We start from the raw sequence: 19,553 nt of genomic DNA on the forward strand, positions 1-19,553 counted from the left end.
AATGGCGGCACAACCAAGCATCACATCACAACAAGAACATGCGGGCACGTCCCGCCTGTCGAGGAGAACATGCATGCTGCCCGGCTGGGTCGTTCTGGCATCCCTGGGATACGCCGCCCTGCTCTTTGCCGTCGCCTGGATCGGCGACCGCTACCCGCTGTATCCGCAACGCCCCTGGCTGCGCCCGGCCGTCTACAGCCTAGCCATGGCGGTGTACTGCTCGTCATGGACATTCTACGGTGCAGTTGGCTCGGCCGTGCGCTACGGCATCGGCTACCTGCCGATCTATCTCGGCCCCTTCCTGATGATGCTGTTCGGCTGGCGCATCCTCGAACGACTGGCCCTGATTGCCCAGTCGCAGAACACCGTTTCCATTGCCGACTTTATCGCCTCGCGCTATGGCCGCTCGCAGCGCTTGGCGGCTATCGTGGCGGTGATCGCCATCATCGCGGCCATTCCCTATCTGGCCTTGCAATACAAGGCCGTCGCCATCAGCCTGGGCGTACTGGGCGGCGTCGAAATGCTATCCACCACCTTCGGCGATCCAGCACTCTACGTGGCGGCGCTGATGGCGCTTTTTTCCATCCTGTTCGGCACTCGGCAGGTCGATGCCACCGAGCACCGGCCCGGTCTGATGCTGGCCGTTGCCTTCGAATCACTGGTCAAGCTGCTGGCGCTGGTCGCGGTCGGCCTGTTCGCCATGCACTGGTTCTCCGGCCGCGACCTGGATCTGGTCTCTGCCAGCCGTGCGCTGATCGAATCCACGCCGCCGGTTGGTTTTGTCGGCCAGACCCTGCTGGCCTTCGCCGCCATTATCTGCCTGCCTCGCCAATTCCACGTCGCCATCGTCGAGTGCGGCAATGTCAGCGACATCCGCCGTGCCCGCTGGTTGTTCGGTGCCTATCTGGTCATCATCAGCCTGATGGTCCTGCCAATCGCCAGCGCGGGCGTCGCCCTGTTCGGTGCGCACGGCGTCGTCGCCCCTGACAGCTTCGTGCTGGCATTGCCGCTGTCACAACGCGAGACCTGGCTGGCTCTGATTGCCTACATCGGTGGTTTTTCGGCTGCCACCGGCATGGTCATCATGGTCAGCGTGGCACTGGCCACCATGGTCAGCAATGACCTCATCATGCCGATGCTGCTGCGCCGCAAATGGGCCCAGGCCCATCAGGGCAGCGTGGCCTCGGTCGTACTGTGGGTACGGCGCCTGTCCATTCTCGGCCTGGCGGCCGTGGCCTATGGCTATTACCGTGCCAGCGCCGGCAGTGGCGATTCGTCGCTGGCCTCGTTCGGGCTGATGTCGTTTGCCGCCGTGGCCCAGTTCGGTCCCGGACTGATCGGTGGCCTCTACTGGCACGGAGCCAGCCGCAAAGGCGTGGAGGCCGGCCTGCTGATCGGCTTCGGCACCTGGGCCTACACCCTGTTGCTGCCCAGCCTGACCCAGGCCGGCTGGCTCGACATGGATTGGATGATCCACGGCCCGTTCGGCATCGGCTGGTTGCGCCCCCATCAGTTGTTCGGTCTTGATGGCTGGGACCCACTCACGCACGGCACCTTCTGGTCGCTGCTGCTCAACAGTATTGTCATGCTGCTGGTTTCGGCGCGCTGGGGCCCCAGCCTGGCCGAGCGCCTGCGCGCAGAGCCGTTCCTCGACCCCTATGCCGACCGCCGTGCCCACACTTCGCGCCAGTGGCACGGCACGCTGCGCGTACACGACCTGCAGACACTGGCCGCGCGCATCGTCGGCGAAAAGACCGCACTACGCGCCTTCAAACGCCAGGCCAAGGTCTTCAATCAACCTCTCGATCCCAACCAGCGCGCCGACCGTGCCTGGGTACACTTCACCGAACTGCTGCTGGCCGCTGCCGTAGGCGCGGCATCGGCGCGGCTGGTCATGACCAGCGCCCTGCAGGGCTCCGGCATGGAAATTGCTGCCGTTGTGGCCGTACTCGACGAAGCTGGCCAGGAACTGCGCTTTAACCGCGACATCCTGCTGGCCACGCTGGAGAATATCGACCAGGGTGTCAGCGTCGTCGACAGCGAAATGCGGCTGATGGCCTGGAACCAACGCTACCAGCAACTGTTCAACTATCCGGCCGGCATGCTCTATGTAGGCCGTTCGGTGGCCGACCTGATCCGCTACAACGTCACCAGCGGCAAGATCGGAGAGGGTCGCCCAGATCTCGACATGGAACAGGAAGTCAACAAGCGCATCGCCTTCATGCAGGCAGGTTCTCCCCATATTTACCAGCGCACGCTCAAGTCCGGCCAGGTCATCGAACTGCGCGGACGCCCACTGCCTGGCGGCGGCTACGTCACCAGTTACAGCGACGTGACCGACTACAAGCGGGTCGAGCGCGAACTGCGCGACATCAATGAAACCCTGGAGCAGCGGGTCGCCGAACGCACCCGAGAAGCCGAACAGGCACACGAATCACGCTCGCGTTTCCTGACTGCTGTCAGCCACGATGTATTGCAGCCCATCAATGCCGCGCGCCTGTTCGCCTCGGCCATGCGGGAAAGTCAGGAGGCGGAGGAACTCCGGCATCTGGCGGAACGCGTCGACACTTCGCTGCGTGCCGCCGAGGAACTGCTCGACGGCCTGCTCGATGTGTCGCGCCTGGATGCGGGGGCATTGCGCCCGGAGCTGTCCGAATTCGATGTCAGCGCCATGCTGCGCCAACTGGCAGACCAGTACGTACCAATGGCAACCGGACGCGGCCTGCGAATACGCATCCATGCCCGCCCCACCTTCGTGCGCAGCGACCGGCGCCTGCTGCGCCGCGTGCTGCAGAACTTCCTGGCCAACGCCCTGCGCTACACACGCACAGGCCGGATCATCCTGTCGGCACGACGGCGCGGCGACCAGATCGTCCTGCAGGTCTGGGATACCGGCCCAGGCATTCCCGCGCACCACCTGCGACAGATCTACGAAGAATTCCATCGTTTTGAACAGCCTTTTGACTGGGATGGCCGTGGCCTGGGCCTGGGCCTGTCGATCTGCCAGCGCATTTCGCTGCTGCTTGACCATGCGCTGGGCGCACGCTCTGTCGTCGGCAAAGGCAGCATGTTCTCGATCACGGTACCCGCCGTGGCCGCACCGGCCGAAGCACCGACCGCCGATGCTCAACGCCCGATCCTGCCCGCCGATGCCTCTCTGCATGGTTTGCGTGTACTCTGCCTCGATAACGATCCCGACATCCTGGCCGGCATGCGAGCCTTGCTGGGTCGATGGCAGATCGAACCGATCTGCGCCACCACGATCGACGAAGCGTTGGAACTGATGCAGGAATGCCCCGATGTACTGCTCGTGGACTATCACCTGCATGACCGTCTTGACGGTCTCGACAGCCTCGACGCTCTCACGGCCCGTTGTCCGGGCATAGAAGGGGCACTTCTGACGGCCGATGGCAGCGCCGAAGTCAAGCAGGCGGCCCGTGCACGGGGCTACCGAGTCCTGACCAAGCCGGTCAAGCCAGCCTCTCTGCGGGCGTTTCTCTCCGCGCAGGCCAGCCAACGCCGCAATCTGCCTTCTGCCGGCATAGACGCATGAACACTTCGCCTCCAGACGCCATCATCGTGCAGGACATTGCCGGAGAGCAAATCAGGATCAGGGTCGAAGGCAAGCATCTGCTGTCAGCAATGACACGCCTTGGATTCATGGCCGAAAACGGTTGCATGGTCAGAACCACGCACGATCAGACTGAAAAGATCCAGATCCTGACAACGCTGGCACAAATGGATGCCCTGTTCCTCTTTGGCTATGGATGGTACCCCTCCGAAGTCATGGCGCTGTACAGAGAACAAGGACTCTACTGCGGGAGCTATAAAGTCATCTCGTGGTCCGGCCCTGATTGCTACCGCATAGACACCAAATAGCCATGATCCAGCCTGTCGCCTTGGCTTTCTCACCCAACACAGGTAAATCAACCTAGTAGATCAAGGGCAGCCAAAAAAATACCCTCATGCTTGTCGCTGCACGCCAGCGCTGCCCCCCAAGGGGGCGCTTTTTGTCTTGGGACGGCCTGATGACAAAAAAGGCTGGCTCAGTCCTGGATCGGCCGATTCGGCAGGTTCAGGCCCAGCTTGCCGGCAACCAGCACCGCCTGGGTACGGTTGGACGCCCCCAGTTTGCGCATGATCGCGGTCATGTGCGCCTTGACCGTGGCTTCGGATACGCCAAGATCATAGGCAATCTGCTTGTTGAGCTGTCCGGCACCGACCATCTGCAGCACACGAAACTGCTGCGGTGTCAGTTCGCGCACCCGCGCGGCCACCTGCTGCTCCTCGTCGCTGGCCCCCTGGACTGAATAGGCAACATCGGGCACCCAGGTGCCGCCATCGAGCACCTGCTGCAGGGCCTGCCCGAGAATGGTGGCATCGGCAGACTTCGGGATGAACCCCATGGCACCATGGTCGAGCGCCCGCCGCATCAGCAACGGGTCCTCATGTGCCGAGACAATGATGACAGGCAGCTGCGGATGCAGTGCCCGCAGGTGAATGAGCGCACTGAAGCCACTGGCTCCCGGCATGTCGAGATCCAGCAGCAGCAGGTCGGCATCGGGATATTCTTCGACCAGCTCGTACAGGCGTGCGAGCTGGTCGGCCTCATGGATGGCAGTACCTGGCAATGCCCGCGCGACCACCCCGCGCAGTGCTTCGCGAAACAGGGGGTGGTCGTCGGCAATCAGCAGTTCTGTCATGCGGTCATCAGCGGATGAAACGCTCCTGGACCAGCGACTCGACGACCGACGGATCGGCCAGCGTGCTGATGTCACCCAATTGCTCAGGCGCGTTTTCGGCAATCTTGCGCAGGATGCGCCGCATGATTTTACCCGAACGCGTCTTCGGCAATGCCGGTGCCCACTGCAGGTAGTCCGGCGTGGCGATGGGGCCGATATTCTGGCGAACATGAGCCACCAGCTCCTTGCGCAACTCCTCGCTCGGCACTTCGCCGGCCTTGAGCGTGACGTACACGTAGATGCCCTGGCCCTTGACGTCGTGGTTGAAGCCGACCGCAGCGGCCTCGGCCACCTTGGCATGCAGCACCAGCGCACTTTCCAGTTCGGCCGTACCGATCCGGTGACCGCTGACATTGATCACATCATCGACGCGGCCGGTGATCCAGTAATCGCCATCGGCATCACGGCGGCAGCCATCACCCGTGAAATACATACCCGGATAGGCCTTGAAGTACGTATCGATGAAACGCTGGTGATCACCGTACACCGTCCGCATCTGGCCAGGCCACGATCCCAGCAGCACCAGATTCCCTTCTCCCGCCCCCTGGATGAACTCTCCATTGGCATCGACCAGTGCCGGCTCGACACCAAAGAACGGCTTCATGGCAGCCCCCGGCTTGGCTGCCGTGGCCCCTGGCAGCGGTACCATCAGGCAACCGCCGGTTTCGGTCTGCCACCAGGTATCAACGATCGGGCAGCGGCCATCGCCCACCACATCGTAGTACCAGCGCCAGGCTTCGGGATTGATCGGCTCGCCCACTGTACCCAGCAGGCGCAGCGACTTGCGCGAGGCCTTCTTGACCGGCTCCTCGCCATCGCGCATCAGCGCGCGGATTGCCGTAGGTGCCGTATAGAAAATCGAGACCTGATGCTTGTCGATGGTAGTCCAGAAGCGCGACGAATCGGGATAGCTGGGCACGCCCTCGAAAATGACCGTGGTAGCGCCATTGGCCAGCGGGCCATAGACAATATAGCTATGCCCGGTGACCCAACCGATATCGGCCGTGCACCAGTACACGTCTTCTTCGCGCAGGTCGAAAACGCACTCATGGGTATAGCTGGCATAGGTCAGGTACCCCCCCGACGTATGCAGCACGCCCTTGGGCTTGCCGGTGCTGCCCGAGGTATACAGAATAAAGAGCGGATCCTCGGCATTCATGCGCTCGGGCTCGCATTCGCCCGGCTCGTTGGCGGTCACTTCGTGCCACCAGTGATCACGCCCTGCCTGCATCTCGATGTCGCCACCCGTATGGCGCAGCACCACAACCGCTTCGACACTGGTCACGTCCGGCAGTTGCAGGGCGGCATCGACGTTGGCCTTGAGCGCCACGCGACGGCCGGAACGCAGACCTTCATCGGCCGTGATCACCACCTTGGCATCACAGTCGCGTACCCGGTCGGCCAGCGAAGTCGGCGAAAAGCCACCGAACACCACATTATGGATCGCACCGATACGGGCGCAGGCCAGCAGCGCCACGGCAGCATCGACCACCATGGGCAGGTAGACAGTCACCCTGTCTCCCTTGCCTACGCCCAGCTTGCGCAGCGCATTGGCCAGCTTGCAGACGCGGGTATACAGTTCGCCGTAGGTGACGCGTTGCGCTGGCGCATTGGGATCATCCGGTTCCCAGATGATGGCAGTCTTGTCGGCACGCTTTTCGAGATGACGATCCACGCAGTTGACACTGACGTTCAGTTCGCCGTCTTCGTACCACTTGATCTTGAAGTTGTCGGGGTTCAGGTCGACATCGCGGATCTTGGTCGGTTCCTTATACCACTGCAGGCGCTTGGCGACCTTGCCCCAGAATGCATCGGGATCATCGATCGACTCTTTGTACAATCGGTTGTACTCGGCCTCGGTGATCGTATTGGGGCCAGCAAATCCTGCGGGAGCGGGATAGCGGTCGAGAACTTCGGTCATGGCATTACCTCTTTCAGAAATCAGGCCTGGACCCCGGAGGGTCCAGGCATGGTCATCGACAGATCAGTTTAGTGGGAAACGGCCGACGTAGAACCGATCCCGGTCTGGCTGCGCACTGTCAGTGCATCGAAAGCTTCGCTTTCCTTGCGGGCCTGCTCGCTGTTATCGAGCTTGGAGAACAGCCAGATCGACAGGAACGCCAGCGGAATCGACAGGATACCCGGATTCGGGAACGGTACGATGGCTTCGGCATTGCCCAGCACGTCGACCCAGACCGTCTTGCTCAGCACCACCCAGATCGTGGCCGTAGCCAGGCCGATGAAGCCGCCGATGGTCGCGCCGCGGGTCGTGCAACCACGCCACGAAATCGACATGACCAGGACCGGGAAGTTGGAACTGGCGGCAATCGCGAAGGCCAGACCCACCATGAAGGCCACGTTCTGGTTCTCGAACACGATCCCCAACAGGATCGACAGGACTCCCAGCGCCACCGTCGACAAGCGGGAAATGCGCATCTGCTGTTGCTCGGTCGCACGGCCCTTGGCAAACACATTGGCGTACAGGTCATGAGAGATCGCTGCCGCACCGGCCAGCGCCAGGCCTGCCACCACTGCCACGATCGTAGCGAACGTCACCGCAGCCAGGAAGCCCAGCAGCAGGTTGCCGCCGACCGCATTGGCCAGATGGACCGCCACCATGTTGGTGCCACCGATCAGATTCGTCAGCATGTTGAACTTGCCATCCGGCCCCGTCACAAAGAACTCGGGATGACGAACCAACAGCGCAATGGCACCGAAGCCGATGATGAAGGTCAGGATGTAGAAGTAGCCGATGAAGCTGGTGGCATAGATCACGGACTTGCGCGCTTCCTGAGCATTCGAGACGGTAAAGAAACGCATCAGGATGTGCGGCAGGCCGGCCGTGCCGAAGGCCAGGGCAATACCCAGCGACAGCGCATTGAGCGGATTGCTGCTGACCGATGCGCCCGGTGCCATCAGGGCCATATGATCGGGGTGCACCTTGACGGCTTCCGCCAGCATGGTGTTGGGGTTGAAGTTGAAGATTGCCAGCACCAGGACGGCCATCAGCGTTGCGCCGAACAGCATCAACACAGCCTTGATGATCTGCACCCAGGTCGTGGCAGTCATGCCGCCAAAGGCCACATAGACCATCATCAGCGCGCCCACGATCACCACGGCCAGCTTGTAATTGAGACCGAAGAGCAGCACGATCAGCTTGCCCGCCCCGACCATCTGTGCGATCAGGTAAAGCGCGATGATCAGCAACGACGCACTGGCCGCCAGTACGCGCATCGGCGTCTGGCCCAGACGGAATGACGTCACGTCGGCAAAGTTGTAGCGACCCAGGTTGCGCAGGCGCTCGGCAATCAGGAACATCACCACCGGCCAGCCGAACAGGAAGCCGATTGCATAGATCATGCCGTCGAAACCACTGACATACACCAGGCCAGCAATCCCCAGGAACGAAGCGGCCGACAGGTAATCACCGGCAATCGCCAGACCGTTCTGGAAACCGGTCAGCCCACCACCTGCGGTATAGAAATCCGAGGTTGTCACCGTACGACGTGCAGCCCACCATGTGATGCCCATCGTGCCTGCAATGAAAAGCAGGAACATGACGATGGCCGACGTATTGGCCTGTCCGGGCGCTGCGGCATGCGCCAGCCCCGTCATCGCAAAGAACAGCCAGGAAGCAGCGAAGATTTTTTTCATGATACGTCCTTCACGATGGCCTTGATGAGGGGATCGAATATCTTGTTCGAAAAATAGATATAGACCGCCACCAGCACGATGGCGCTGATGCAGATCAGCACACCGAGCAACACGCCGATGCTCATCGTCCAGCCCGGTCCCAGGGGACTGCCGAACAGTTCAGGATCGAAGGCCAGGGTCAGGATGAACCCTGCGTAAATAACCAGAGTCGCAATGAAGAACTGCATGCTCATCCGGTTGCGCCGCCTCAGCAATTCCTGGTATTTGGGATGCTTGAGAACGGCAGTGACAACATCTTTGTCGCTCATGTTGATGCCTCCAGTCGTTTATGGGGTATCGCAGGTTATGGTCCTGCGTATATCGACACCGCTATACGCGGTTTCTGGCAGCCAATATAAAGCCCTGCCAGCGGCATGGACAGCGCGACTTTGGTCGTACTGGGAAACACCATTGTGCTGATACACTAGCAGCCGATCGATCCAGAGTTATCGATCGACCCAGTAGTCATCGCCAGTGATTTTCAGGAGACATCACCATGAGCGCGATCCTCACCATTGACCCCACACTGGTTGCCAGCCTTGCCCCCACCGGCGTGCTGCGCACCGTCATCAACCTGGGCAATCCTGCACTGGCACGCATGCGGCCAGGCCCGGAACAGCAGGTCGCAGGTGTCTCCATCGATATTGCCCAGGATCTGGCGCACCGCCTGGGCGTGGAAGCCCGCCTGATGGTGGTAGACAATGCCCGCCAGGCCGTCGAGGCCGTCGGCAGTCTCGAGGCGGATCTCGGTTTCTTCACTCTCGACAGTTGTCAGGACCAGCCGATCGCGACCAGTGCGCCCTACCTGCTGATCGAGGGCTGCTATCTGGTCAGGCAGGAATCCCCCATCCGCAATAATGAAGACGTGGATCAGGCCCATCACAAGGTCGTGGTCAGCCAGGGCAGTGCCTACGAGCAATTTCTGGGCAAGTCACTGGAATATGCGCAGCTGGTACGCGCCAGCACCTCGCTCGATGCCATCGCCAGCATGCTCGACAGTGGTGCCGATGCCGTCGTCGGCATCCGCCTGACCTCCTGGAACGACTCGCCTCACAAGGATCGGCTGCGCCAGCTCGACGGCTGCTTCATGGTTCTGCAACAGGTACTGGGCATTTCCGAAGAGGCCGGCGCGGATGCCGCCCGGTTTCTGGCGACCTATACAGAGCATCTCAAACAGAGCGGCTTCATCCAGGCACGCCTCGACGAGCACGGCATCGCAGGGGCTGCCGTTGCCCCCCCGCGCACGCTGGAAGACTGACCGCCGCCGGCAGGGAGGCGATCGTCAGATCGCCTCGTCGGCCTGCGTGCCAGCGCGATAGACCTCGTAAACGATTACCGGGATATCCAGTTCACCCAGGTGCTTTTCCAGCAACGGCTTGACATCCTGCCACGCCAGCCCGCCCACGCCGGTTGCCAGCCGGGGCAATGCCACGCTGGAGACTTGCTCGTCGCGCAGGTACCTGGCCAGATGGCGCAGGGCATGCCCCACATTCTCGAGAGTCGCCTTGCCGGGCCGGGCCGTACGGCCATCCCCCAGGCTGTCCTGAGTCACCAGATTGACGATGCGGCGCACCGAACCATCCTCGTTCACGCCAGCCCAGGGCCAGATATCGCCCGGCACCACGGAATGGGCCCGTACTGCATGCCGGTAATCCTTGACCAGTGATGGCCAGCGTTCGCGCAGCGCCAGCGCCAGGCCGCTGTCAAACGGGTCCTGCGGCGCAATGCCGTGGGCAATCACCTGGGCCTGGGTCAGCAGAATATCGCCTTCAACTTCTCGAATCATGGTTATTCCTCTTGGTTGAACACTTCTACTAGAACCAGCTTGCAATGTCAGGGTACGCCCGCCATGCCGGCCCTGCCTTGACAGTAATCAAACACGTTGCGCTGCATTTCCAGCCATGCTGCTTGCCATGACAGAACAATATAAATATACTACCCCCCAGTATATAGAGAGTGCTGGACATGCCTTATACCGTTCATGAGAAAAAGCGCGTCACCGCACGCGTCAAGCGCATCCGCGGACAGACCGAAGCATTGTTGCGCGCGCTTGATGCAGACCAGGGATGCGCCGCGGTCCTGCAGCAGATCGCCGCCATCCGCGGTGCCGTCAACGGTCTGATGTCGGAGGTCATGGAAGCCCATATCCGCGAAACCTTCGGCCAGACAGCTGACGCATCCCCCGAACGCAGTCGCCAGATCGAAGAGCTCAACAGTCTGGTCCGCTCCTACCTCAAGTAGGCAACATCCCGTTCTCTGTGTCCTTCTCGCATGCGCCGGCCTCGCCGCGCCATTCCATACCAACAAGGAGTTCCACCATGAAATCACGTGCAGCAGTGGCCTTCGGCCCAGGCAAGCCTCTTGAGATCGTCGAGATCGACGTCGCGCCCCCTCAAAAGGGTGAAGTCCTGGTTCGAATCACGCACACCGGCGTCTGCCACACCGATGCCTTCACCCTGTCGGGAGACGATCCGGAAGGCATTTTTCCGGCGGTGCTCGGCCATGAGGGCGGCGGCATCGTGGTCGAGGTCGGCGAAGGCGTCACCAGCCTGAAGCCCGGCGATCATGTCATCCCGCTCTATACCGCAGAGTGTCGCGCCTGCAAATTCTGCCTGTCCGGCAAGACCAACCTCTGCCAGGCCGTACGTGCGACCCAGGGCAAGGGCCTGATGCCCGATGGCACCACGCGCTTCTCCTACAACGGCGAACCCATCTACCACTACATGGGCTGCTCGACTTTCAGCGAATACACGGTCGTGCCCGAAATTTCGCTGGCAGTCATCAATCCCGAAGCCCCGCTGGAAAAAGTCTGCCTGCTGGGGTGCGGCGTGACCACCGGCATCGGAGCCGTCCACAATACAGCCAAGGTCCAGGAAGGCGATACCGTTGCCATCTTCGGCCTGGGCGGCATCGGACTGGCTGCGATCCAGGGTGCGGTACAGGCCAAGGCAGGCCGCATCATCGCCATCGACACCAACCCCAACAAGTTCATCCTCGCACAGGCCATGGGGGCCACCGACTGCATCAACCCCAAGGACCATGAGCGGCCCATCCAGGAAGTCATTGTCGAGATGACCGACGGCGGCGTCGATTTCAGCTTCGAGTGCATCGGCAATGTGGATGTCATGCGGGCAGCACTCGAGTGCTGCCACAAGGGCTGGGGCGAAAGCGTCATCATCGGCGTGGCCGGGGCCGGACAGGAAATCCGGACCCGCCCGTTCCAACTGGTCACCGGCCGCGTCTGGCGCGGCTCGGCCTTCGGCGGCGTGAAAGGCCGTACGCAATTGCCGGGCATGGTCGAGCAATCCATGAAGGGCGAAATCGACCTCGATCCCTTCATCACCCATACGATGCCCCTGGAACAGATCAATGAGGCCTTCGACCTGATGCACGAAGGCAAGTCGATCCGCACGGTCATCCACTACTGACCGATGCCTGCGTCCTGCAGCAGTCCTCGCTGCTGTGGGACGCAGTGATCAGGGTTGTCCCCATCACCTGTGGACAACCCTGGGGGCAATCGATGGGTATATCCCCCCACCCCCGCAGCCATGCGGTCATCGCTCGCACTGCGCAAAAAATGCGCATATCCAGCCAGCCTGGATATCGCGCCCCGCCAAGACCGTATCGACGGTTAGAATCAGGGCACTCAGCGTGACTGCTGCCATCCTCGTTCGCTACGGTTGCCTATCCAATGTCTCCTTCCTTCTCTTCCTGCCTGCGTGTCGGCCTGATCGCAGCCTCCCTGGCCCTGACTGGCTGCACCCTTCCGCCGACAGACAGCCCGGCCCATCACGCCCTTTCGACACAATCCGCCACGCAGGCGCTGCCTTCGTGGCAAGACCGTGCTGCCAGACAGGAAATCCTGGCATTCGTCGAACATGTCACCACGCCAGGCCACCCTGACTATGTGCCTCCAGCCGAGCGACTGGCCGTCTTCGACAACGACGGCACGCTCTGGGCGGAAAAGCCGCACTGGTTTTCGGTCCAGTTTTATATCGATCGCGTACGCGCACTGGCCCCGGAGCACCCCGAATGGATGGCCGATCCCCTCCTGGCCTCTGTCATCGCCAACGATCCGGCCCATCCGCCCAAGTTGGGCGGCAAGGAAGTCATCCGGCTGGCCGCCCTGGCAGAAACCGGGCTGGACCAGGAAAGCTTTCGCACGATTGCACGCGACTGGCTGGCTACCGCCCGACATCCGGAAACCGGCATGCTCTACCGAGATATGGTTTACCAGCCCATGCTGGAGCTGCTCGAGCTGCTGCGCGGTCATGGCTTCCGCACTTATATCAGCACGGGCGGATTCGATGAGTTCACCCGTGCGCTGGCACCTGTCTATGGTATCCAACCTTATGAAGTGCTCGCCACCCGCTGGAAAATGACCTACCAGGAGCAGGACGGCGGTTCGGTCGTCATGCGCGAACCCACACTGGATTTCTATAACTACAACGAAGACAAGCCTGTCGGCATCGAGGTTGCCCTGGGCATGCGTCCCATCCTGGCCGCCGGCAATTCGGATGGCGACCTGGCCATGATGACCTATGTGGCCGACCGCAGCGGCCCCTCTCTGGTGTTGCTGGTGGATCACGACGACGCACAGCGTGAATATGACTACGCCCGGGGAGCCGACCGCAGCCATGCACGCGCAGCCGAGCGTGACTGGACACGCATCAGCATCCGCGACGACTGGAATACGGTCTACCCCCACTCCCGCTGAGTCATTGTGGTCAGCAATCAAAAAACCGCCGGCATGCATGCGCATCCCGGCGGTTTACGAGGGGCCTCTGAGCGAGGCACCATCTAGATCAATTACTTGCTGCTGCGGCGACGCTCGGCCAGCACCCGCCCCAGGACTACCACGAACAGGGCACCGACTACCTGCGCAATCAGCGAGGTCACCGTGCTGGGTTCGCCGAAATGACGCACCGCCACGACATCCCCCACGATCATGCCACCGGCAATCCAGCCCAGCAGCGCAGCGCCCAGCGTGATGACCAGGGGATAGCGGTCAATCAGCTTGAGCACAATCGTGCTGCCCCAGATGATAATGGGCACGCTGACTACCAGGCCAAAAATTACCAACCCGACCTGATGATCAGGATGCGCTCCCTGGGCCGCGCCGGCAATCGCGATGACATTGTCGAGACTCATGACAAAGTCAGCCACGATAATCGTCTTGATGGCAGCCCAGATCGAAGCCCCACCCTGCACCTTGGCATGCCCGTCATCCTCAGGCATCAACAGTTTCACACCGATCCACAGCAGCAAAGCCCCGCCCACGATCTTGAGATAAGGGATCGTCAGCAGTGTCAGTGCAAAGGCAATCAGGATCACTCGCAGCACAATCGCCCCGGCCGTTCCCCACAGCACCCCCTTGAGACGCTGCTCTGGCGGCAGGTTGCGACATGCCAGGGCGATGACGACGGCATTGTCGCCCCCCAGCAAAATATCGATGGCAATAATCTGGAAGACAGCCGCCCAACTCAGTGTCTGCAGGAATTCAATCATGATGGATAAATGCTAGCCGTGGTTGCTTTAAGGATAATGTAAGGTTTCCCGATTATTGCACAACATCGGTCTGCGTAAATTTCATTTAGCTTTCAATTGTCAGGCTGCTTCCCTGTTTGTCACATATGATTCCAAATGTTGAACTAGGGCCAAACCAGCGGGTTGTTTTCACAATACCCTGGCAGCAAGTTGGGGAATACTGCGCAATGGTCTTTTGTCTTTTCAGGAGCCAGGCACCTGCCATGGGTTCTCGCCATACCCCCCCTTTACCTCTGCCCGCCGAGAGCGAGCAGCACATCAGGAACATCCTGGCCAGTACACTGACCGGCAGTCTGTGTGCCCTCCTCATTATTGACGGCAATGGGTTCATCCGGCATGCCTCAGCGGGTATGGCCCGACTGCTGGGACATGCTCCCGACCATCTGTACGCGCAATCGCTCGATATGCTGCTGTCGCCAGACGATCTGCAGACCTGGCACAGCCAGGCCCGTCACTGTCTGTCAACCGCTGCGCCTGTACGCATCGACTTGCCGTTGCGTAATGCCCAGGGACGGCCGCTGTGGTGCGCCTGTCAGATCATGCCCTGTTTGCCTGAGCACCAGGATCAGGCATGTCTTGCCATGATGCTGACCGACATCGGCATGTCGAAGATACATGAGCAATTCAATGGCAAGATACTTGCCGCACTGGTCGAAGACAAGCCCATCTACGATATCGCCACACTGCTCTGCCATGAAGCAATGGCCCTGCAACCGGATTGTGTCGCTACAATCGCCAAGGTCGATGCGCAAGGCCGCCTGCGCATCGTCGCCGCCCCTGGCATGCCAAAGCATTTCTATGAAGAAACTGAGGGCATGCAGATCGGTCCGATGGCCGGATCAAGCGGTACGGCAGCCTATCTCGGACAAACCGTGGTCAGCCATGACATCGCAACCAGTCCACTCTGGGAACACCACCGTCACCTGCCACTCTCGCTGGGCTTGCATGCCAGTTATTCGCACCCGATCAAGGATGGCAACGGCAAAGTGGTCGGCGTCTTCACGCAATACTACCGCCTTCCACAGAAAAACGATGCCATGCAGTCCAAGCTGACAGCCTTGTGCCTGCAACTCTGTGCACTGCTGTTCGAACGCGAGGCCTCACGCGATGAAATCCAGCGTCTGGTCTTTTACGATGACCTGACCGGATTGCCCAACCGACAGTTTCTCCAGGCACAGTCTCGCCAGGCGCTGGCAGCAGCCTCACGCGCCAGCAGCAAACTGGCATTCATGTTCATCGACATCGATGGTTTCAAGCGCATCAATGACTCTCTCGGCACCGCTGCCGGCAATACCCTGCTGAAAAGCACGGCGCACCGGCTCAAGGGCCAGATCGTCGAGCCCGATATCGTCTGCAGACTCTCTGCCGACGAGTTCATCGCCATCGTGGCATTCCGCGACATGCGCCATGTCGTCGATATTGCCGGCAATATCCTGGATCAACTCAGCCAGCCGGTTATGATCGGCAATGTCCCTGTTCACCCCTCTGCCTGCATCGGCATCAGTACATATCCCGAAGACGGTCAGGATACGGAGCAACTGATCAGCCGCGCCAGTATGGCACTTGACCAGGCCAAGACGTCGGGACGAAATCGCTGGAATTTTTTCGACAACGCCATCAACGAAGCGACGCAAGAGCATATTGCCTTGGAGGCCGCGCTGCATGATGCCCTTGATAGTGCTCAGTTGCGGCTTTACTACCAGCCGCAGATTGACCTTCGGGATGGTTCACTGCACGGTTTCGAAGCACTGACCCGCTGGTATCACCCCAAACTCGGCCACGTCCCGCCAACACTGTTCATCCGGATCGCGGAAAACTGTGGCCTGATCGACCGCATTGGCATCTGGTCGATCACCGAAGCCTGCCAGCAATTGCAGCGCTGGCGCAGCGCCGGTGTCCACATCCCGTCCATTTCCGTAAACCTGTCTCCCAACAGCCTGCACGATGCGGCGCTGCCCACCAAGATCGGCCAGATCCTGTGGAATGAAAATCTCTCGCCGCAAGACCTCATCCTGGAAATTACGGAAAACGTCCTTCTGGATAATCACCCGGATACATTGCGGACGCTGGATGCCATTCATCGCCTGGGCATCCGCCTGGCGCTGGACGATTTTGGCACGGGCTACTCGAGCCTTGGCTATCTGCGCCGCCTGCCAGTCTGCGCCATCAAGCTCGACAAGAGCTATGTGCACGGCATGGATACCGACATTACCCTGCAAGCGCTGACACGGGCCATTCTTCACATCGGCGACAGCATGCAACTACCTGTTGTTGCCGAGGGCATCGAAACCACGAGCCACTTGGCACAGTTGGCAGAACTGGGCTATCACATCGGACAGGGCTACCTGTTTTCGCATCCATTGCCGGCTCACGCCGTCCCATCCTGGATCGAGATCAACACACCCTGGATTTCCTGACATACACTCGGACAATAAAACTTACAGGTGCACGTTTTGAAACTGCTTTCATGGTTGAGCCTGGCGCTGGGCTGGTTTCTGATCCTCGGTACATCGTCATGGGGGTTGGCGGGCGTACTGCTGGTCGCGCTCTTCGCGTTGATCCAGTATCGCCTTCACAGCCAGCCGGATGCCGCTCCGACGGCCATGCAACAACCAGAAGAAGATGCCAGTACCGCCGAACCCGACACGGCCGTACCCGTGGCACGCCCTCCAGAGGCTGACAACATACTCGGCGAGCTGTTGAACACGCCGTCACCCTCGGGGATCGATCCAGAGCAAGTCCCCTACCCGCCCAGCAGCCTGCCGGCACTCCAGGGGTTGCAAGCAGGCACCTTGTCCGACGACCCGAGCCTCAGGCCAGACACGCCAGCCCGTTGGCGGCGCGTACTCTGGGCAAGCTACGGCAACGCCTACCTGCAGGATGCATTATCGCTGGATGATTGGTATCGACACGGTACGCTCTGGGAGGCAACCTGCCCGTTCCTCAGTGCCAGCGACCGTTCGCTGGTGGCGCATGACGGCTTTGAATGGCTGTCCATGCAAAAGCGCAATGGTGCCCTGCGCCTGAGTCTGGAGGACTATACAGCTGTGCTGCCCGATTTCCTGCAGGCACAGGATCGCCAGGCCCTGGTCTGCCACTTCGCCGACCGCTGCGAAGTCTGGCTGCTGGCGTCGGACCAGTCGCTCTATCAGCGTACGCACCAGGACGGTGGGCCTCGCTTTGGCATTCACCTGCCCGCCATGGACAGCTACTGGCAAGTGGCCCGGCTACCGGCACAGGGTCCCACGCCTGCCATCCACTGGGTAGCCGAACAGACCCGCATCGGCGACATACTGACCCACTATGGACATCCCTGGTGCCCTTCTCGCCTGACGGATCACAATGCCCCCTATTATCGCTGGGGGTACTGGCACGATACGGACTGGGCCGTTTTCTCAATCGTGCCCGAGGATCCAGCCATCATGATCCCTCACGGTCTGTTCCGCGACCTGACCCACATGATGTCGCAGTTCGAGAACGATACAAATCTCAAAAACGAAGGCAACCTGCTCATGCAAACAACGGAAAAGGGCGTTGAGCGCCTCCAGGCGCATGGCCGCATGCTTGCGCAGTTGCTTGACTATACGCAGCGGCTTGCAGCAGCCGAGACACGCTGGCGGCCACTGATCGGCAATCGCCGACGCTGACAAAACCGCTGCTGCCTCACGGGTAAACCCCAGCCTGATAGACCTTGGTGGCATAATACCGAGGTCTCCAGCACAACTTCACCTCATGTTTCCAAATCGACTGATCAATGGCTATCACGCGTTCCTGGATGGCCGTCTTCCCAAAGAACGTTCCCGCTACGAAGCCCTGGCAGAAGTCGGCCAAAGCCCCGAGATCATGATCATCGGCTGTTGCGACTCTCGCGTCTCGCCCGAAGTCATCTTCGATGCAGGCCCTGGCGAAATGTTCGTCGCACGCAATGTCGCCAACCTGGTTCCTCCCTGTGAGCAGGACAGCGTAAGCTATCACGGTACCAGTGCCGCCATCGAATTCGCCGTCCAGGCGCTCAAGGTCAAGCACATCGTGGTGCTGGGTCACGCCCAGTGCGGTGGTGTTCGCGCGCTGGCGCAGAACTCGGTCCCGCTCTCACCCGGCGATTTCATCGGCAAGTGGATTTCGCAGATTGCCCACGTTGCCGATCGTGTCGGCCCGCCTGCTGATGGTGACATGACGCGTCATCTGCGCCGCCTGGAGCTGGCCGTCGTGGAATACAGCCTGGACTCGCTGATGACTTTCCCCGTCGTGAGGGAACGTGTCGAACGCGGCGAACTGACGCTGCATGGTGCCTACTTTGGCGTGGCTACGGGCATGCTGCTGGTACGCAATCCAGAAACCGGCGAATTCAAGCCCTGTCTGCCTGAAGACATCGTGCCCAGCACCGCCTGAAAGCAGCGCTAATCTGCATGAAGCAAAACGGGTGCCAAGTGGCACCCGTTTTTTCAACCCTGCAAATACATAAACATAAGCTCATATCAGAAACACGTGCCCTCTGCAGGCAAACGTGGCGCAGCTATCAGCCAGGCATCAGATCTATCGGGCTGGCAGCGCCCTGGCCGGATCAATGGCCTTACCGTCCTGGCGCAGCTCGAAATACAAGCCAACCTGACTGGCTCCGCTGCTGCCCATTTCCGCAATTTTCTGGCCCTGGGTGACACGTTGTCCCTCCTTGACCAGCAAACGGCGATTGTGCGCATAGACTGTCATGTAATTGCCACTATGCTGCAGGATGATCAGATTACCAAATCCCAGCAAACCGCTGCCCGCATAGGCAACCGTACCCGCCGCCGCCGCAGAGATGGGCGTGCCTTCGGTATTCGTGATCGTGAGACCCCGGGCGTTACCTGCCCCAAAGCGCTTGGTAACGGGACCCGCGGCCGGCCAGGCCAGGCGCAGATTGGCAAGCGGTGCAGTCGTCTGTCGACTGCCTCCGGAGGCCGCGCCACGGCTACCCTGCGTCGAGGCAGGTGCGCGCCCAGCACTGCTACCAGATGAAGGGCTGCGCCCTGCTGCAGCGCTGGCCGAACCACTCGGAGAGACACGCAGCACCTGCCCGACTTCAATACGATGACGATTGGAGAGACGATTCCATCTCACCAGGTCATCCACACTACGGCCATGCCGACGCGCAATCCTGTAGAGCGTATCCCCCTTCTGGACACGATACTGGCCGGCAGAAACCGGACCTGAGGCTGCCCCGCCCCCCGAAGATGGCGAAGACGAGGCACATGCCGCCAGCACACCCGCGACCATGCAAATACCGAGCAGCCGAAAGATGCGTCTTGCGGATATGTGATTCAGAAAGGAATCCATGCCAAGAAAGAACTGCCCAGACAACACAGGTACCTGCCGCTGAAAGAAATTATCTGGGAATAGTATCAGAAAGGTGCGTGCGATGTGCCGTGAGGGGTAGGGGTTTGTCAGCAGGAAAGGCTCTAGATTTTTTTCTAATTTTTTCTTTCACCAAAAGCAAAAACCCCCAAGCGCGGAGCTTGGGGGTTTCTGGGAATAAAAGCTTGACGATGACCTACTTTCACAGGCGTAAACCAACTATCATCGGCGCGAAGG

At 60.5% G+C, this 19,553-nt stretch carries 16 protein-coding genes; 9 read left to right on the forward strand and 7 right to left on the reverse strand.

What is annotated here, in order from left to right; translation table 11 throughout:
* Positions 1-73: 73 nt before the first annotated feature.
* Both DD235_RS10020 and DD235_RS10025 read left to right on the forward strand, forming a co-directional pair.
* Complete coding sequence (locus DD235_RS10020; protein ID WP_109061916.1) at positions 74-3,553, forward strand: hybrid sensor histidine kinase/response regulator; 3,480 nt, start codon at positions 74-76, stop codon at positions 3,551-3,553.
* Entirely contained in the window at positions 3,550-3,879 is a 330-nt protein-coding gene (locus DD235_RS10025; RefSeq protein WP_109061917.1) for a hypothetical protein, read from the forward strand. Before DD235_RS10020 ends, DD235_RS10025 begins: the two co-directional genes overlap by 4 nt.
* A gap of 167 nt (positions 3,880-4,046) precedes the next feature.
* Here DD235_RS10025 and DD235_RS10030 read toward each other — a convergent pair whose 3' ends face one another.
* The 4 genes from DD235_RS10030 to DD235_RS10045 all read right to left on the reverse strand — a co-directional run bounded on the left by DD235_RS10030 (position 4,047) and on the right by DD235_RS10045 (position 8,704).
* Positions 4,047-4,703, reverse strand: coding sequence for a response regulator transcription factor (locus DD235_RS10030; RefSeq protein ID WP_109061918.1), 657 nt, complete (start codon positions 4,701-4,703; stop codon positions 4,047-4,049).
* A gap of 7 nt (positions 4,704-4,710) precedes the next feature.
* Positions 4,711-6,663 carry an acetate--CoA ligase gene (gene acs, locus DD235_RS10035; protein WP_109061919.1) on the reverse strand — a complete coding sequence of 651 codons (1,953 nt, stop codon included), beginning with the start codon at positions 6,661-6,663 and terminating at the stop codon, positions 4,711-4,713.
* Positions 6,664-6,731: 68 nt separating this feature from the next.
* On the reverse strand, positions 6,732-8,396 hold the full coding sequence (locus tag DD235_RS10040) for a cation acetate symporter (RefSeq protein WP_109061920.1): 1,665 nt from the start codon (positions 8,394-8,396) through the stop codon (positions 6,732-6,734).
* Complete coding sequence (locus DD235_RS10045; protein ID WP_109061921.1) at positions 8,393-8,704, reverse strand: DUF485 domain-containing protein; 312 nt, start codon at positions 8,702-8,704, stop codon at positions 8,393-8,395. The genes DD235_RS10040 and DD235_RS10045 overlap by 4 nt, the downstream gene beginning before the upstream one ends.
* Positions 8,705-8,931: 227 nt before the next feature.
* On the opposite strand from DD235_RS10045, the gene DD235_RS10050 reads away from it, so the two are divergent.
* Positions 8,932-9,693 carry a type 2 periplasmic-binding domain-containing protein gene (locus tag DD235_RS10050; RefSeq protein WP_109061922.1) on the forward strand — a complete coding sequence of 254 codons (762 nt, stop codon included), beginning with the start codon at positions 8,932-8,934 and terminating at the stop codon, positions 9,691-9,693.
* A 24-nt stretch (positions 9,694-9,717) separates the two neighbouring features.
* Here the strand turns inward: DD235_RS10050 and DD235_RS10055 are convergent, their stop codons facing one another.
* Entirely contained in the window at positions 9,718-10,221 is a 504-nt protein-coding gene (locus DD235_RS10055) for a macro domain-containing protein (RefSeq protein WP_109061923.1), read from the reverse strand.
* 179 nt (positions 10,222-10,400) lie between these two features.
* Here DD235_RS10055 and DD235_RS10060 point away from each other — a divergent pair, with 179 nt between their 5' ends.
* The 3 genes from DD235_RS10060 to DD235_RS10070 all read left to right on the forward strand — a co-directional run bounded on the left by DD235_RS10060 (position 10,401) and on the right by DD235_RS10070 (position 13,152).
* Entirely contained in the window at positions 10,401-10,676 is a 276-nt protein-coding gene (locus DD235_RS10060) for a metal/formaldehyde-sensitive transcriptional repressor (RefSeq protein ID WP_109061924.1), read from the forward strand.
* 77 nt (positions 10,677-10,753) lie between these two features.
* Positions 10,754-11,863 carry an S-(hydroxymethyl)glutathione dehydrogenase/class III alcohol dehydrogenase gene (locus tag DD235_RS10065; protein ID WP_109061925.1) on the forward strand — a complete coding sequence of 370 codons (1,110 nt, stop codon included), beginning with the start codon at positions 10,754-10,756 and terminating at the stop codon, positions 11,861-11,863.
* Positions 11,864-12,126: 263 nt separating this feature from the next.
* Positions 12,127-13,152, forward strand: coding sequence for an HAD family hydrolase (locus DD235_RS10070; protein ID WP_109061926.1), 1,026 nt, complete (start codon positions 12,127-12,129; stop codon positions 13,150-13,152).
* A 92-nt stretch (positions 13,153-13,244) separates the two neighbouring features.
* On the opposite strand, the gene DD235_RS10075 is transcribed toward DD235_RS10070, so the two are convergent.
* Positions 13,245-13,943, reverse strand: coding sequence for a TerC family protein (locus tag DD235_RS10075; protein WP_109061927.1), 699 nt, complete (start codon positions 13,941-13,943; stop codon positions 13,245-13,247).
* 242 nt (positions 13,944-14,185) lie between these two features.
* Here DD235_RS10075 and DD235_RS10080 point away from each other — a divergent pair, with 242 nt between their 5' ends.
* From DD235_RS10080 to DD235_RS10090, 3 genes are all read left to right on the forward strand, one after another.
* Positions 14,186-16,399: a bifunctional diguanylate cyclase/phosphodiesterase gene (locus DD235_RS10080; RefSeq protein WP_162300462.1), complete on the forward strand. Its 2,214-nt coding sequence runs from the start codon at positions 14,186-14,188 to the stop codon at positions 16,397-16,399.
* Between the two features lie 36 nt (positions 16,400-16,435).
* Positions 16,436-17,629 (forward strand): hypothetical protein, encoded by a 1,194-nt coding sequence (locus DD235_RS10085; protein WP_146193489.1) that lies wholly within the window; start codon positions 16,436-16,438, stop codon positions 17,627-17,629.
* 85 nt (positions 17,630-17,714) lie between these two features.
* Complete coding sequence (locus DD235_RS10090) at positions 17,715-18,374, forward strand: carbonic anhydrase (protein ID WP_109061930.1); 660 nt, start codon at positions 17,715-17,717, stop codon at positions 18,372-18,374.
* Positions 18,375-18,518: 144 nt separating this feature from the next.
* Here the strand turns inward: DD235_RS10090 and DD235_RS10095 are convergent, their stop codons facing one another.
* On the reverse strand, positions 18,519-19,238 hold the full coding sequence (locus DD235_RS10095) for a peptidoglycan DD-metalloendopeptidase family protein (RefSeq protein ID WP_109061931.1): 720 nt from the start codon (positions 19,236-19,238) through the stop codon (positions 18,519-18,521).
* Positions 19,239-19,553: the final 315 nt, after the last annotated feature.

The organism is Corticimicrobacter populi, from assembly GCF_003123725.1.
Lineage (GTDB): Bacteria > Pseudomonadota > Gammaproteobacteria > Burkholderiales > Burkholderiaceae_B > Corticimicrobacter > Corticimicrobacter populi.

Excerpts from the sequence above, each read along its gene's own strand:
- DD235_RS10080 (WP_162300462.1), top strand. The coding sequence starts at position 14,186 with ATGGGTTCTCGCCATACCCCCCCTTTACCTCTGCCCGCCGAGAGCGAG.
- DD235_RS10025 (WP_109061917.1), top strand. The coding sequence starts at position 3,550 with ATGAACACTTCGCCTCCAGACGCCATCATCGTGCAGGACATTGCCGGA.
- DD235_RS10060 (WP_109061924.1), top strand. The coding sequence starts at position 10,401 with ATGCCTTATACCGTTCATGAGAAAAAGCGCGTCACCGCACGCGTCAAG.
- DD235_RS10045 (WP_109061921.1), bottom strand. The coding sequence starts at position 8,704 with ATGAGCGACAAAGATGTTGTCACTGCCGTTCTCAAGCATCCCAAATAC.
- DD235_RS10020 (WP_109061916.1), top strand. The coding sequence starts at position 74 with ATGCTGCCCGGCTGGGTCGTTCTGGCATCCCTGGGATACGCCGCCCTG.
- DD235_RS10065 (WP_109061925.1), top strand. The coding sequence starts at position 10,754 with ATGAAATCACGTGCAGCAGTGGCCTTCGGCCCAGGCAAGCCTCTTGAG.
- DD235_RS10075 (WP_109061927.1), bottom strand. The coding sequence starts at position 13,943 with ATGATTGAATTCCTGCAGACACTGAGTTGGGCGGCTGTCTTCCAGATT.
- DD235_RS10055 (WP_109061923.1), bottom strand. The coding sequence starts at position 10,221 with ATGATTCGAGAAGTTGAAGGCGATATTCTGCTGACCCAGGCCCAGGTG.
- DD235_RS10070 (WP_109061926.1), top strand. The coding sequence starts at position 12,127 with ATGTCTCCTTCCTTCTCTTCCTGCCTGCGTGTCGGCCTGATCGCAGCC.
- DD235_RS10050 (WP_109061922.1), top strand. The coding sequence starts at position 8,932 with ATGAGCGCGATCCTCACCATTGACCCCACACTGGTTGCCAGCCTTGCC.
- acs (WP_109061919.1), bottom strand. The coding sequence starts at position 6,663 with ATGACCGAAGTTCTCGACCGCTATCCCGCTCCCGCAGGATTTGCTGGC.
- DD235_RS10040 (WP_109061920.1), bottom strand. The coding sequence starts at position 8,396 with ATGAAAAAAATCTTCGCTGCTTCCTGGCTGTTCTTTGCGATGACGGGG.
- DD235_RS10090 (WP_109061930.1), top strand. The coding sequence starts at position 17,715 with ATGTTTCCAAATCGACTGATCAATGGCTATCACGCGTTCCTGGATGGC.
- DD235_RS10030 (WP_109061918.1), bottom strand. The coding sequence starts at position 4,703 with ATGACAGAACTGCTGATTGCCGACGACCACCCCCTGTTTCGCGAAGCA.
- DD235_RS10095 (WP_109061931.1), bottom strand. The coding sequence starts at position 19,238 with ATGGTCGCGGGTGTGCTGGCGGCATGTGCCTCGTCTTCGCCATCTTCG.